At 38.4% G+C, this 14,903-nt stretch carries 17 protein-coding genes; 5 read left to right on the top strand and 12 right to left on the bottom strand.

Annotation, left to right across the window (positions count from 1 at the left end; genetic code table 11):
• Positions 1–580 precede the first annotated feature (580 nt).
• Both E6139_RS19590 and E6139_RS19585 read left to right on the top strand, forming a co-directional pair.
• Positions 581–856 (top strand): CD3324 family protein, encoded by a 276-nt coding sequence (locus E6139_RS19590; protein WP_316405224.1) that lies wholly within the window; start codon positions 581–583, stop codon positions 854–856.
• A 160-nt stretch (positions 857–1,016) separates the two neighbouring features.
• A complete protein-coding gene (locus E6139_RS19585) occupies positions 1,017–1,169 on the top strand; it encodes a hypothetical protein (protein WP_316405223.1) in 153 nt (50 codons plus the stop codon).
• 109 nt (positions 1,170–1,278) lie between these two features.
• Here the strand turns inward: E6139_RS19585 and E6139_RS19580 are convergent, their stop codons facing one another.
• Together E6139_RS19580 and E6139_RS19575 are read right to left on the bottom strand one after the other, a co-directional pair.
• Entirely contained in the window at positions 1,279–1,842 is a 564-nt protein-coding gene (locus E6139_RS19580; protein ID WP_316405222.1) for a helix-turn-helix transcriptional regulator, read from the bottom strand.
• Positions 1,843–2,129: 287 nt separating this feature from the next.
• The gene (locus tag E6139_RS19575; protein ID WP_316405221.1) at positions 2,130–2,990 is read right to left on the bottom strand and encodes a VOC family protein; all 861 of its coding nucleotides are present in this window, start codon (positions 2,988–2,990) and stop codon (positions 2,130–2,132) included.
• 229 nt (positions 2,991–3,219) lie between these two features.
• Here E6139_RS19575 and E6139_RS19570 point away from each other — a divergent pair, with 229 nt between their 5' ends.
• Both E6139_RS19570 and E6139_RS19565 read left to right on the top strand, forming a co-directional pair.
• A complete protein-coding gene (locus tag E6139_RS19570; RefSeq protein ID WP_316405220.1) occupies positions 3,220–3,597 on the top strand; it encodes an AraC family transcriptional regulator in 378 nt (125 codons plus the stop codon).
• Between the two features lie 29 nt (positions 3,598–3,626).
• Complete coding sequence (locus E6139_RS19565) at positions 3,627–4,118, top strand: GyrI-like domain-containing protein (protein WP_316405219.1); 492 nt, start codon at positions 3,627–3,629, stop codon at positions 4,116–4,118.
• Positions 4,119–4,244: 126 nt separating this feature from the next.
• On the opposite strand, the gene E6139_RS19560 is transcribed toward E6139_RS19565, so the two are convergent.
• Positions 4,245–4,958, bottom strand: coding sequence for a type II CAAX endopeptidase family protein (locus tag E6139_RS19560; protein ID WP_316405218.1), 714 nt, complete (start codon positions 4,956–4,958; stop codon positions 4,245–4,247).
• A gap of 333 nt (positions 4,959–5,291) precedes the next feature.
• Here E6139_RS19560 and E6139_RS19555 point away from each other — a divergent pair, with 333 nt between their 5' ends.
• The gene (locus tag E6139_RS19555) at positions 5,292–6,179 is read left to right on the top strand and encodes a VOC family protein (RefSeq protein ID WP_316405217.1); all 888 of its coding nucleotides are present in this window, start codon (positions 5,292–5,294) and stop codon (positions 6,177–6,179) included.
• Positions 6,180–6,553: 374 nt separating this feature from the next.
• Here E6139_RS19555 and E6139_RS19550 read toward each other — a convergent pair whose 3' ends face one another.
• The 9 genes from E6139_RS19550 to E6139_RS19510 all read right to left on the bottom strand — a co-directional run bounded on the left by E6139_RS19550 (position 6,554) and on the right by E6139_RS19510 (position 14,735).
• Positions 6,554–7,015: an S-ribosylhomocysteine lyase gene (locus E6139_RS19550; protein WP_316405216.1), complete on the bottom strand. Its 462-nt coding sequence runs from the start codon at positions 7,013–7,015 to the stop codon at positions 6,554–6,556.
• A complete protein-coding gene (locus E6139_RS19545) occupies positions 7,016–7,672 on the bottom strand; it encodes a class I SAM-dependent methyltransferase (RefSeq protein WP_316405215.1) in 657 nt (218 codons plus the stop codon).
• A 206-nt stretch (positions 7,673–7,878) separates the two neighbouring features.
• Positions 7,879–8,811, bottom strand: coding sequence for a cysteine synthase family protein (locus E6139_RS19540; protein WP_316405214.1), 933 nt, complete (start codon positions 8,809–8,811; stop codon positions 7,879–7,881).
• A gap of 500 nt (positions 8,812–9,311) precedes the next feature.
• Positions 9,312–9,938, bottom strand: a complete 627-nt coding sequence (locus E6139_RS19535; protein ID WP_316405213.1) for a hypothetical protein — start codon at positions 9,936–9,938, stop codon at positions 9,312–9,314.
• A gap of 90 nt (positions 9,939–10,028) precedes the next feature.
• On the bottom strand, positions 10,029–10,943 hold the full coding sequence (locus E6139_RS19530) for a pseudouridine-5'-phosphate glycosidase (protein WP_316405212.1): 915 nt from the start codon (positions 10,941–10,943) through the stop codon (positions 10,029–10,031).
• Between the two features lie 13 nt (positions 10,944–10,956).
• The gene (locus tag E6139_RS19525) at positions 10,957–11,913 is read right to left on the bottom strand and encodes an S-methyl-5-thioribose-1-phosphate isomerase (RefSeq protein WP_316405211.1); all 957 of its coding nucleotides are present in this window, start codon (positions 11,911–11,913) and stop codon (positions 10,957–10,959) included.
• A gap of 49 nt (positions 11,914–11,962) precedes the next feature.
• Positions 11,963–13,378: a PTS transporter subunit EIIC gene (locus tag E6139_RS19520; protein WP_316405210.1), complete on the bottom strand. Its 1,416-nt coding sequence runs from the start codon at positions 13,376–13,378 to the stop codon at positions 11,963–11,965.
• 21 nt (positions 13,379–13,399) lie between these two features.
• Positions 13,400–14,242: a PRD domain-containing protein gene (locus tag E6139_RS19515; RefSeq protein WP_316405209.1), complete on the bottom strand. Its 843-nt coding sequence runs from the start codon at positions 14,240–14,242 to the stop codon at positions 13,400–13,402.
• Between the two features lie 13 nt (positions 14,243–14,255).
• Positions 14,256–14,735, bottom strand: coding sequence for a glucose PTS transporter subunit IIA (locus E6139_RS19510; RefSeq protein WP_316405208.1), 480 nt, complete (start codon positions 14,733–14,735; stop codon positions 14,256–14,258).
• Between the last annotated feature and the right edge of the window lie 168 nt (positions 14,736–14,903).

The raw sequence follows: 14,903 nt of genomic DNA, 5'->3' as shown, positions 1-14,903 counted from the left end.
CTCTTTTTGTGTACCCAATAGGTGAAAAATGACTATTCTGCAAAATAGTGATAATATCAAGCTTTTGTGGGTGTGATTTGGAAGTATGAATTATTTAGGGTTTTATCAGTATGAATTTTTATATTAATTTTAACTATTACAAATTGCAATACTTAGATTCTACCAAAATGGTTTTGATTACGTTATTTCGAACAATCCTCTAACAGAAAAGGCTTTGCGAACTTGTCATTAAACACCTTCACAAAGCCTCAATCATTTCATCAAAAAACATCATCACATCAAAGATTTATATCTGATTGATTCGCTTAATTGGCATGTATCTTTCTTCACTTCACTCATTATCAATTTTCTCTTCAATTAAAAGATGGTATTGCATTGAAGAAGCCTCCATTTTCTTCCGGGATAGTAGTCCTCATATCATGTTTCCTTATCAACACACCTAATATGCTATACTAAACCTAGTACCCGAAAGGAGCATTACAATGGGAGTAATTATTATTAAAGCCTAGCAAAAGCTTGGCAGGAATGCTTGAAGAGCTTTTGCTGAATCCTAAATTTTATATTATTAGGAGGCTAAAAGATGGCTTATCAAAACGCATTCGAACTTCTACCAGAGGAGATCGTAAAAGAGATCCAAAAATATGTGAATGGTACAATCCTTTATATACCAAAGAAAACAAAGGATCGCTTGCCTTGGGGCAGCAAGACTGCTAGTAAGGAGCTGCTTCGACAAAGGAATCAACAGATTTATCAGGAGTATCAGCTCGGGAGAAGTACCCGTGAGCTCGCTGGCAGCTATTACATGGATATTAAAAGTATCCAACGTATCATTCGCACAATCAAAAAACAATGTTAAGAAAGAGCGAATTCAGGCTCTTTCTTTTTTTATAATAAAACTCGTTCCTCCGTCTATGCATCGCTCCTTTATACTAAAGATAGAACAACGAAAGGATTTGATTTCTATCAAATTAATTGCTGACTGCTAACTGCAATTTTTGCTGAAAGGAGGAGCATTCATGACACAACCTAAGGCGAAGCTGGAGGATTTTCTGCATCAGAAGAAAAAGAAAGCCTTTGAGAACTCGCAGCAACAATCTAAAAATAAAGTGAAGGGCAAACAAAACGCCCATCCGGTTCAAAATAGACGTGGTCGTCCATTATCGAAATAATTGACATGAAGTCCTCATTGGAAAATGACCACATAAAAGAATAAGAACCTAAACACCGAATTATATCCAGTGTTTAGGTTCTTATTTCTCGTTTAGTTTGATTAATTCTTCACCCAAAAAAGATCATCAACTCAATAACTACAAGTAACCCGATCAACAGCGCTAACCCCAACGGATGATAAGGATTGATCGCCCAGCCGACACCAAATGTTTTTGGAATGATTATCGGTGCGTATTTTCCGCTGACTTTATCGTCTTTGGGAATAATCATAAAGAAGCGTACGATTGAAAAGATAAATACGGCGCCTACAACAAGCATTGGCACTATCCTTTGGTTCGCAAGCTCCGGTATCCGGCTCATTATAAAAGCAAAAAGCACCGTCAGCAGCAAAATCACCACAAAGGCTGCGTCAAAGATTTTTCTTCGCTTGATTCGTTTGATGAGCTCTGCGTCTTTCTTCATTTTATCCATTAATTGTTCATCACCTTTCAACAGTTCGTCTAAGGAGATTTGGTAGTACTCACTAATTGAAATGATCATCGGAATGTCTGGAAAATTCCGTCCGACTTCCCAATTGGAGATTGTTTGTCGTGAGACGTGCAGATGATCTGCCACCTCCTGTTGAGTCAATCCCAGTGATTGTCGTTGTTTTTTTAATTTTTCGCCTAGCAATACTTCATCCCCCTAAATCAAAATTACCTGTTGATCAGACAACTTACAAGCAAGATACCAAAGCACTCTGAAAAAGACAAGCTCGAATGACAAGCATCGTGATTAGATCAATGTTTTCAGTTATTGAATGCTCTAAACCCTTCGTAAGAATTATATCGTTAAAGGCAATCAAAACACACCCTTAACTCGAAAGCTAGACAAAAAAGTGGTCGCAAATGTCTCTGCAACCACTTCTTTTTTGTTTTTTCAAATCAGCTTTCTGCTCTTCGTCGATCGTTCTTTTGTTTCTATTTTTCAAACTTCATGGTAATACCATTTGGGTCAACGACGGTCAAACTGCCGATTTCGTCTTTGGAATAATCGATCTGATTTTTCCAATGTTCTTCTAAACGATCCAACTCTGCTTGATCGGGTACGACGAAGCTAAAATAATCCAAGCCTAAATCCTGTTCAGACATGGCAGGAATATTTTTTCCTAACCAGATGTTGGATCCGATATGGTGATGATAATCCCCCGCGGCAAAGAATTTGGCTTGATTGCCAAAATTATTCTTCAAGGATAGTCCTAAAACTTCTGTATAAAATTTTTCTGTTTGCATCAAATCCGCTACCTTTAAATGCACATGACCAACTGTCGTTCCTGCTGGAAATCCATTCCCTGCACCATCGCTCGCAGCAATAACCGCTTCGGCATCCATCTCAAGGGTCACGCCAACAATCTCACCATCGGCACGAACATCCCATTCACTTTGCGGCTTGTCACGATAAACTTCGATTCCATTACCTTCGGGATCATTTAAATAAAGGGCTTCGCTATAGCCGTGATCACTAGCACCGATCAAAGGCGCCTCGATCGTCAAATAGTGACGCAGCGCATTTCCTAAATCTTTTCGAGTTGGTAATAAAAAGGCTACGTGATACAAACCGGTTTTTGGTGTTATAGGCAAGGGGTTCTGCACCTTATGTAATTCTAGTAATACTGTATTATCAACACCTAAAGTACTTTGTTTTTCGTTTTGTTCTAAGACCTGCAGCCCAATTACTTCTTGATAAAAGCGGGTCATTTTTTCTAAATTAGCTACTTTCAATGCCACGCGGCCAATGTGTGCGGTGGCGCTTAATTGAAATGTGGGAATAATTACTGTCATGGTTAAAACCTCCTGTAAGGAACAACGCCAGCAAGTGCCGTTATTCGTTTCTTGATATAACCTTATCATCTTACTAATAGTAAGTAAAATTTCATGCTTGTCTTTTCTGTAATACTAACTAGAGCGTTCGTAAAAAGGCAGACGGTCTTCTATAATAAACTAAAGAAACAAAGACAAGTTCCGAGGTATTTTAGCAGAATGATATATAACATAAAAGGAGCAAGAAGACATGGCGGACTCAACGGAACAAAACTACCTGCGTTTAATCAATAAAACCGAAGACTACATCGAACAGCATCTTGCAGAGCCCATCTCTTTAAGTGATCTAACCAAAAATGCTCACTTTTCAGAATTTCATTTCCATCGAGTTTTTAAAAAATATTCTTCAGAGACATTGAAGGAATTTGTGACTAGATTTAAGTTGGAACGTGCGGCTATTTTTCTATGCGTTGCTTCTTCTATTTCATTAACCGACATTGCCTTAAGCTACGGCTATAATGATGCGAGTTCCTTTAGCAGAGCCTTTAAAAAACATTTTGGCGTCAGCCCCTCCTGCTATCGGAAACAGCAAGAAATGACAAGAGCTTCTGATAGAAACATGGAATAATGAAGTTATCCAAAAAGGAGGACATTAAAATGATCGAACCAAAAAGCATTACCATAGAAAATTTAGAGGACTTGACCATCATCTACCTTCGTTTCAGAGGAAGCTATGCCGCCTTTAGAAAACAGAGCCGCAAAATGTTCAACGAACTATTTGAGTTTGCGACAAAGAATGAGCTGATCGTTGAAAATGAGACCAAGGTATTAACCATTTACGATGACAATCCATTTATTACCGATGCGAAAAATCTACGAACCAGCGTCGCCATGACGATTCCAAACGAGCGAACCCTTCAGGAAACCGGCCATATTTGTTTATCGAGTATTTCAGGAAAATTCGGCGTTGGTCATTTTGAGCTATCCGCGAAGGAATATGGGGATGCTTGGCAGTATATGTATCAAGAATGGCTGTTCAAGGATGAACGAAAAGTTCGCGATGCCGTTCCGTTTGAATTGTACGTAACTGAACCGCCTAGAAATTCAAAGGATAAAAGTTTGACGGATATTTATATTCCGATAAATTGAAAAATGGAAAGCCAAATCTTATCAAAAGTATTCTATTTTGACAAAAAAACGCGCAAGTTCGCTCTCTTAACTTGCGCAGTTTCGTATTGTAGCTTGATCGACTAATTAGGATGCTATGAACGCTTACTATGTGCCTTGCATCAATTGTACGACTAATACAAATATGGCTGGGATGGTAGACAATGCGCCGTTATAGATGAAATGGGCGAAAATAGGAATCCAGATATTTTTTTTCCAATAATAGAGCCCCGCTAACATGAATCCAGCGATCATTAACGGAATCATATAAAGAGGAGTCGTACTATAATTATTGTAGTGCGCTAAGCCAAACAAGATAGAAGATACTCCCCACATGAGAAAACGAAGTCCTTTATTATTTGACCATTTATAGAAAAAGGTGTATCTAAAAATGATTTCTTCAGTAAATGCCGCCATTAATGGAATCATCCCTGAAACAAGTAACGGAACCGCCAATACTGCAACATTATTCCACCCCACCGCAGCATAGTCCACTGATAAAGAACTCGCCGCCTGACTCTGATCTAATAAATAGCGTCCGCCCATGACGATTAATCCGAATAGCAGTGCCCCAAGCAGACTAATCCCAAAGTTTTTGAAAAAGTGCTTCTTATACATACGAAAATCGGCTTTTAAGACATCTTTGCGAAAAAGTACCGCAACTAAAAATCCACTAAAGAAGATCAAAAGCGTGACGACTGATCCTAAAATTGGGTTATTTGTTATCGCAAGTTTATTGATAACTTCGCCCATTAATAATTCGAACGGTATAATTAATGCAATGATGATGTCTTTCCAACTAAAACGTGGTTTTTCATTCAATTGAATCCCTCCTACTTCAATGAAAAAAAGATTCATATCTTCTCTTCATCGTATATCTAGCATATCAATAGTTGTACAGATTAACTATTAATATGCCCACAGAACCATTATACGATTCACCATCTGAAACGATTCTAGCCGAGAAAGAGTCTTCCAAAGAAGCTTACGAGTCTTTTTTGTATTGCATTTAAAGTGTAAATCCATAAGTTAAAAAAACATCGTTAACATGATTATGATTTTAGCCAGTATGTTAAGTAAAAAGGCGCTTTGCTTGTCTAATACCTCCTCTTTCACTATACTTATTAAAAGTAAGCAAAAAGAGAAGGTGTTCCTATGTCAGCATTTCATCATATCTCACTACTAACCAAAGACAGCCACGAAAACGTCCGCTTTTACACGGAAGTTCTCGGGATGCGCTTTGTGAAGAATACCGTCAATCAGGACAATCAGCGGATGCTTCATTATTACTATGGCGATTATCAAGGTGCGCCCGGCAGTGTCGTAACCTTTTTTATCGTCCCGCATCTAGGTCATCGCTATGAGAATCGAAACTTTATCGCCACGATTGGCTTGAAGCTTCCGCAAAATAGTTTGGTTTACTGGCAAGAACGGCTAACCCATTATTCGATCAACTATACCGTGAATGATCGACAAATACGCCTCTTCGACTCTGATCAGGTAGAAATCATTTTGACTGAAACCGATTTGCCGCCGTTGGCATTGGATCAGCAAGTCGACAATGATGTTCCAGCAGACAAACAAATCTTAGGCTTGCATTCTAGTCAGATTCACGTTAACGATCCGCAAGCGACGAGCGCTTTTTTTGAGACATTTCTTGGTTGGCCAACCGTCGAACAGCACATCCAATTGAACGCGACCGATTTTCTTGAAATCTTGCCTACTGAATCTGACAAACCCAGTCACATGGGACGAGGCAGTGCCGATCATATCGCCTTTGCGATCGCTGATGATGCAGCACTAGACGAGTTGTATCACCGAGCAGAACAGCAAGGCTGGCAGATCGAAAAGCTGGTTTCTCGCGGCTATTTCAAGAGTCTTTACATCCGTGAACCTGGCGGAAATCGAATGGAGTTCGCGACTCTGACTCCTGGTTTTACAATCGATGAGCCCTTGGAACACTTGGGCGAAAGCTTGGCTCTGCCGCCATTTTTGGCTGGTCAACGAGAAGAGATTGAAGCGAATATCTATCCAGAAAACTGATGTATGGCGCAGTAAATAAGCATGGGATGACGTGATTTTTCGTCATTTCATGCTTTTCTTGTAAAGATAAAACTTTTTGAAAAATGCTATCTCTTTCTCGTTCAATTTATCTATCACTTTATTGCGCAAAATATTTACCATTTTATCTATCAAAAAGATATTTCCGATTCCTAAGAACTATTCATAGAACGAATCATTCTTCCCTCAACAAACCCAATCTTGCTATATATATATATAGGTGACAAAAACAATTGAAAGGAAGTGATCTTTTAAGAAGACTTGGAATCGCTGAAAAAGACGACATTCCTATTCAAGAAATGTCGTCTTTGGCTTTTCTATGATACTTCATAAGCTGCTTTTCAATATTGTTTTGACTAATCCACAAACACAATACGCCATTCCCCACGCTTACTTAGAAATTCTTTCGCTAAGTCCTGCGCGCCTTCCAACGTATGGTTCGCTGCCCAGCCGCATTGCACTGGATTGCTTGCGGGAACTTCGGTAGCGGTCAATACATCCTTCATCGTCATTTCTACCACATCCATGATTGCATCAATATCATCATGGTTCAAGACGGTTAAGTAAAACCCTGTTTGGCAGCCCATCGGCGACCAGTCCACGATATAATCCGCGTGGTTACGAATCAGCTCGGCCGTTAAATGCTCCAACGAATGCAGCGCCGCCATATCCATATAGGCTTGGTTGGGCTGCTTTAGGCGGACATCATATTTGACGATCAAATCGCCATTCGCTCCTGTTTTCTTATCTGCCACCCGAATATAGGGCGCCTTTACCTTTGTGTGATCCAAATTAAAGCTCTCAACATTCATTTTCATTTATTCTGCCTCCATTATTTTTTCTGCGATGACTAGCCAAACAAAGCGATTCATTTGTTGATACCTTGTTTGGAAGCCATTCATTCGGAATAGTTCTTCCAGCTCACTCATTACGGGATAGTATTCCCGTTCGAGATCTGCCGCTAAGCTGTCTCGCCCCGCTGCTTTTTCTGTTGCCAAGATTTCCGTATACGCCTTCTGCGATAGGAACATCGTATCTCCAAAGATGATTTTCCCGCCAGCGGTCAATAACTGGCTGTAACGTTGAATCGCACGCGCTTTTTCCTCGGTGGTCAAATGGTGAAAGACCAGATTTGAAGCGATCGTATCTATTGATTCAGCTGGCATGGGAAAGTTCTCCATGTCCCCTGCGAAAAAGGTAGTCTCGCGTAATGCTGCTTTTTCCGCTGCGATGTTTCGCATTTCTGGTGATGGCTCGACTGGGTAAACGGTCTTACCAGCAGTGATTAGTTTTTCCGTTAAGTTGCCTGTTCCACTACCGAACTCTAATACTACCTCCCCTGAAGCAGCAGTGATTTCATCCAGTATCTGCCAGTAATTAGCGAAGACTTCCTGATATTCCGGATTTCCGCCATTCACCTCATCGTCGTAAGCCACTGCCCACTCCTCAAAGATCGGCATAAATTCCAATCCCATATTGTAAACCTCTCTCTATTTTTATTTCTATCGCTCAACCTTTAGGCTTTATCCGCCACACCTCCAAAGCCTTTTGCTCTTTTACATAATAACCTTCTGTCATGTAGTAATCCTGCGCCAGCAGCTAGTTTCCTCGCTGTTGCTCTCACGCATTTTTGCCAACTCATAATAGCCATGACTTGGCAAATTAGACTACTGGATAATCCTTAATAAATCTCCCTCAAATAAATCTCCTTTGATAAGTAACGATCCCCCGCATCAGGAAAAATCGTCACCACCTGACTTCCCGCAGACAAGCTAGTAACCTCCGCCAAGGCAGCCACCATCGCGGCTCCCGATGAACTGCCAACCAAAGTCCCATGCTCTTTCGCTAGCTTTCGGGTCATCGCAAAGCCTTCATCATCACTAATCGTAGCAAAACCACTGATCGGTAACTCGTTAAAAAATGCCGGAATAAATTCAACACCGATCCCTTCAATCTCATGCCCATGACTCTCCCCACCGTTCAGAATCGAGCCTTCAGGTTCCACACCAATCAAGCGAATCGCGGAATTTCGTTCTAATAGATACCGCGCTACTCCGCTAAAGGTCCCGCCACTACCGATTCCTGCTACAAAGCTGGTGATTTCTTCTCCAAGATCCTCAACTAATTCCGGCGCCAACGAGCGATAATACGCTTCTGGATTGGCAGGATTTTCAAACTGCAAGGGCAGATAACTGTCAGCAAGTTCCTCATGCAGTCTTTTCGCTTCTTTGATCGCACCGCTGATTCCTTCCGCAGTCGGCGTATGGACAATATCCGCCCCTAAAGCTCGCATCAACGCCTGCTTCTCCAAACTGAACTTTTCCGGAACTACAAAAATCGTCGGTAAGCCCGCCTCCAATGCCGCAAGGGCCACACCAATCCCCGTATTTCCAGCGGTTGGCTCAATAATAGTCGTCCCTTCTTTGATCCTGCCCTGCTTGAAGCCTTCCTCAATTACATAGACACCTAGCCGATCTTTGATACTTCCCCCCGGATTCAAATATTCCAGCTTCGCATAAATCGCTGAACCTTCGGGAATTTCTTCAAATTGATGGTGAGTGAATCGCAGCAACGGAGTATGTCCGATCGCCGCCTGGATAGAATTAATAATCATCATTGCTCTCCTCGTATTTAGGTAATTTATTTTTTCTCGCATGTTGTCGTTCAATTTTAGGTAACAAAAAAAGGCGCCGACTATTAATCAGCACCTTGAGATTCCACCATATTGATCCTATCAATCCCCGTTCAACGGGTATACAGGTATCCAAAATAATCGAAAATTGGGCAGTTAATAGACATGACAAAATGGTATGCTGCTTTTTAGCACCATACAACAACAGCAAGATTCAGTTGCGAACTGTTTGCTGAATGTCATGACTATACCTCCAAAAATTTTTAGACCATTTAGAATAGTTAAAAAATTACCATAGATAGCGATTACTGTCAAAGGAAAGACTCATGGTTTTTTAATCGAGAGAGTAGTCTAAAGTTAGGTTTCCTATAAAAAAGCTCCTCAGTTCTTTTTAACATAATTCATGTTGCTAGAAAAAACTTCTTACGATTGCCTTAAAAATCTCGACATTTTTTTATCTAGTAGTAATCGACTGATGTTCGTCACTCGAGCTCCTGACTTTCTGATGAATGAAGTTGCTTTGAAAAATATCCGCTTAAACATTGTACAACTGGCCCTGTAGATAATGCGGTGACAATTGTAAAGACTCCCGCTTTCCCTCCCAATATAACACCAATTATCACTAATAATATGTCTAAACTAATTTTTATTTTCCTTAGACTCCAACCTATTTTATCTTGTATGGTAAATACAAAGCCATTAAAAGGATCTGTCCCTATATTACATGCAATAAATAAACTGATACCAAAATAATAGAGTAAACACCCCAATATACTAATAATAATCCTAAAGGAACTATCTATATTGACAAAAAGCCAAGCATAAACCCTACTGCCAATTGATACAAAACTTCCATATGGAATTAAATATAAAAACGTCCCCACACTAAAATAGTTTCTTCCACAGACAAATAAAAATACCAGAAGAATAATGTTAATATAATTTGAGACCTTTCCTAATTCAGGTTGAGAAAAACCGCTAAACTCCCTAATTCCATCATAGAAAACACCAATCGGATCATTTCCCAGTAATGTATTATTTAGAAAAGCAATTCCTATACATACTGAAAAAACACCCAACAACGAATATAAAGTAAGTTTACTTTTCATCCATCCACACCTTTATAAAAACTAATTAAAAATGCAAGAGCATTCAAAGCGAATGCCTGAACGCTCTTTTATCATTCTCTAAATTGATAACTAAAACAATTTGCTTAACTCAACCGCAAGCTTTGAACCTATATCAGCATTATTAAAAACTAAACTAATATTTGCTTCTAAACTTTTTCCATTCGTTTTATCTACAATCTTTGATAGTAGGAATGGGGTCATTTCTTTTCCAGAAATCCCCTCTTCATTAGCTGATTCAATGGCTTCGTTAATAATGGAATCAATATAGTCTTTATCCAACTGGTCATCTTCTGAAATCGGATTTGCTATGACAGTGCCTCCAGACAACTCCAAGGCATCCTTAGCATTTATTAATTGAGCAATCTCATTCAAACTATCTTTTCTAATAGCTAATTTCAATCCACTTTCCCTTGTAAAAAAAGCAGGTAATTGATCTGTTTTATATCCAATTACCGGTACACCTTTTGTTTCTAAATATTCTAAAGTTCTTGGAATATCCAAAATAGATTTTGCTCCTGCGCATATAACATTTACATTCGTTTTGCATAACTCTTCCAAATCAGCAGAAACATCCATAGTTTCTTCAAATCCTCTATGGACACCGCCGATTCCACCGGTTACAAAGAATTTGATTCCCGCCATTTCCGCACAAATCATTGTAGACGCGACAGTTGTTGCTCCTATTTCTCCTTCAGCGATAACTGCTGCAAAATCGCGTCGCGATACTTTAGCTACATTTTTGGCAGTTGCTAGTATTTTCAGATCTTCTTTACATAAACCAATTTTTATCTTTCCATCCATAATGGCAATTGTAGCAGGAACCGCCCCATTTTCTCTCACGATGTCTTCACATCTTTCAGCCATCTCAATGTTTTGTGGATAAGGCATCCCATGAGAAATGATTGTTGATTCCAAAGCCACAATAGGTAATTCATTTTTTATGGCTTCCTGCACTTCTTTTGAGAATTCTAAATATTCGTTCATTTAAGTTCCCCCATTACTTATTGATTTCTTTTTCTAAATTAGCCCAGAATGATAGCATCTGAGAAGGATTAATTAGGCCATATTCACAGATAATTGCCTTAATATCAGAAGCTGGTGTAATATCAAAGAATTGATTGATAACCTCAAGTCCTTCTGTGGTTTCATAATCTCCTTCAAAAACAATTTCATCTTTAGTTCTGCGCTCCAAAACAATTTTGTAGCCAAACTGCGTTCTCATATCTAACTTGTAAAGTTCAGAGGCAATATACACATCCTTCTTACACGCTTTTGCCAATTTAGCTATTTGAGCAGTCCCCATTTTGTTTCCTACTGAGCCATCTACATCCAATGAATCCGCTCCTATTATTACGTAGTCACATTGAGGTAAAAATTCATATACTGATGCATCTGTAATTAACGTTACTGGTATCCCCATTTCTTGAAAATATCCAATGGCTTTTCTTGATTCTCGAAGTGGTCTGGATTCTGTACAAATGACCTTAAAATTCTTCCCAGCATTTTTTGCAGCAATAAAAATTCCCATCAGCGTACTGCTATAGCTGTGCATCATGATCGTGTCACCATCGGAAATCCTGACAGATCCAAACTTAGCTACCTTATCTACAGCATCAAAAGAGTTTTTAATAATTTGATCGCAAATCTTGATAATTTTTTGCTTCATGTTCTCTAGCTGTTCTTCTGAGCTATGATTTTTAAGTACTTTCTGAACAAAAACGCAGGTATTATTAATAGTCGCCATAGTTGGTTTGAGCGCATTCATTTCATTCGCAAGCTCTGCAATACGACTTTCTAAAGTATCATAATCATTGAGTGTTTCCTGCTCACAAGCTAATTTGAAAGCCCATGCAGCTGCTCGCCCAAAAGGAGAACCTCCTTTTACATTCATGTTTTCAATCTCTTCAAGTACATGATTAGCATTTTTAAACTCTAAGTCTAAAACCTTTAACATAAAAATTTCCTCCTAATTTCTTTTTTAGTTTATCGTTCTCATTCATTACCTACTGGTCATACAAGCTCTCATCGAAACCAAATAGGAATGTTAATAAGAACGTCACACTCGCACCAACTAAACAGCCAATTAGCAAACCACCGAAGCCTGGCCCAACATAAGCAGGAAAAGTATAAATACCAAACGCAACAGCTGCAGTTGTTCCAGCACCAGAAGCTCCAGTAATTGCGCCTCCCACTGCTCCTCCAATCAGTACTGCGATAAATGGTTTCTTCAGTTTTAAATTCACACCATACATAACTGGTTCAATCACACTACCTGAAATAAGAGAGGAAATACTAAGTGTAAAGGCCTCGCGTTTCAATTTTTTATTTTTCGCTTTGATGCTCACTGCTAATCCTGCTGCCATTTGACAGATTAGACTTGGGGCATGAGTCATAATCACATTGTCTCTACCAAATTTGGCAATGTTCGGTCCGGAAACTAATCCTAGAATTGCAATATGCATTCCTACAATGATAAGTACTTGCCAAACTCCACCAATAATCGCTCCTGCGACAATTGGACTAATTTCATATACAGAGGTAAACAATGAGGCAAAAACTTCTCCACCCCAAACACCGATCGGACCAATGAATAAAATTAGAATTGGGAATACAATCACTATGCTAAAGAAGGGAACAAATATACTTCTCAAGCTAGGCGGAAGAATTTTTCTTAATTTTTTTTCCAAAATACTCAATAAATAAACACTAAATATCGCCGGAAGTACCGAACTACCGTAATACACATTGGTAACTGGGAGTCCAAACAAGGTTACATTTTTTGAAGCTTCAAAAATACCCGAAAATGCGGGGTTAATCAGAAATCCTGTAAGCACCAGAGTGACACCAATATTTGCATTAAATCTTTTTGCAGCCGACCAACCAATGATCACTGGAAAGAATGCATAAATTGTATCTCCTAGAACATTTAATAATTGATAAGTCGTATTTGTATCGCTAAAACCCAAAGCATTGACCATAATCATTGCGATTGTTTTAATGAAGCCCGCTGCTAGCATGGCAGGTATAATTGGAGAAACAATAGAGGAAAGGGTCTCAACAACCATTCCTAAGCCTGCTTTAATAGTTAATTTTTCATTTCCATTCGACTTGCCTTCAATTAGTTCTTTGTCTTCTTCAATTAATTCATCCACATTTCCACTTTGAATGGCATCATCTCCAATAATTTCAATGACAGCATCATAAACTTCATTAACAATACCGCCAACAACAATCTGAAACTGTTTACCAATAACTAAAACTTTCATTACACCAGTAATTTTGTTTAATTGCTCTCTGTCTACATGGTCAGGATTTTTAACAGATACGCGAACCCTTGTCATACAATAAGAAACAGAACTGACATTATCCTTCCCACCAACACCTTCAATAATCTTTTTTGCCATAGTTTCAATTTCCATAATTTTTACCTCCCTAAAAAATTATTTTGTGACAATTGGAATGATGTGCATTGTTAGATAAATAACCTCATTATTTGAGATATGTAATTTATGCTTTTTTCGAAGGTATTCTACAATGAGTCGTGCGCATTGATATTCTGACGCATATTCCTTTGACAACAAGCGTTCGATTTCCTTAAAACTTCCATTCTTTGCTGAGTCCCCATTTCGAACTGATTTGTTTTTAATAAAAAATCTTAAATGAGCCTTTAATCTGTGCAATCTAACTTGTTCTTTATTCAAATTGATATTCAATTTCATGGAAATAATGTTAAGAATTTCAGCAATGATTTCTTCATCCGAATTGTCTACATCCAGTCGAGCGTTTGCAAAATGTATGGCTAATAGGATCGCTTCATCTGATTTGAGATTAATGTCAAGAGAATGGTTAATGTAGTCTACTAATTGCTCACATACCTGATATTCCTCATTTAAAAGAATCTTCATTTCTTCCAAATAAGGGTATGGATTTTCAATTTGCTCCTTATTCCTCTCAACAGCAAAAGATAAATGGTCTAAAACGGAGAAAAATATATTTTGTCTAAACTTTGTTTGAAGCATTCCTTCAGCTTTCTTGATAATGTCTGATGTAATAGTGATAATTTCTGGTGAAACACTGCTGACGAGATCCTTTAAATAATCATTTTCCGATTCGTTTTTCAATTCATATAGCCGTTGAACTTTTTCATGAGGCAACATTTGAATTTTATTTTTACTTACATAGACCCCTACTCCTTTTCCATGTAAAATAACTTCAGTACCATCACTTATTCGTTCTGCTAACACAACACTATTATTTAATACCCGAATAACCTTGTAGTTCATAATCAATCACCTCCTACTGTTTAACTATCTCGATTAACTTATCACCAGCCCTTATTTGTCCAAAAATTACACCAATCTCCTTTTCCATATACTTTGGAAATACAATAAAAATATCTGGAACGATTTTACGATGGAGCATTTCAGATAAATCAAACGTTACGAGCAAATCTCCTTTCTTGATTTTCTGATCTTTTTTGACATGACAATCGAATAATTCTCCATTCAGATTTACTGTATCAACACCAATATGAATGATTATTTCTACCCCACTGTTTGATACTAAAACGTAAGCATGCTTCGTTGGAAAGACAGAAAGGATTTTTCCATTGCAGGGCGCATACAACGCACCAGTATCTGGAACGATGAAGCAGCCTTGTCCCATCAAACCTTCAGAAAAGACTGGATCTTTCCCTTCTTGTAGTTTATAAACACTTCCATAAGCAGGGGACACAATAATTTCGGCTTGATTTTTAGATTTAAAAAAGTTTATCATCCATTTTCCTCCTTCAAAGAAAACAAAAAATGCTTAGAAAAGAACACACTAGATGTGTTTTTTTCTAAGCATTGCCTAATCAGTCTAAAATTAGTTACAAGCTAATATTCTATTTAACTATATTCTTATACTAGCAACTAATTTATCAGATGTCAAAAGCTTTTTTAT

This window comes from Enterococcus sp., from assembly GCF_032555305.1.
Taxonomy (GTDB): domain Bacteria; phylum Bacillota; class Bacilli; order Lactobacillales; family Enterococcaceae; genus Enterococcus_A.
Note: the sequence above shows the minus strand (reverse complement) of the source record. Positions and strands in the feature narration are given on the sequence as shown.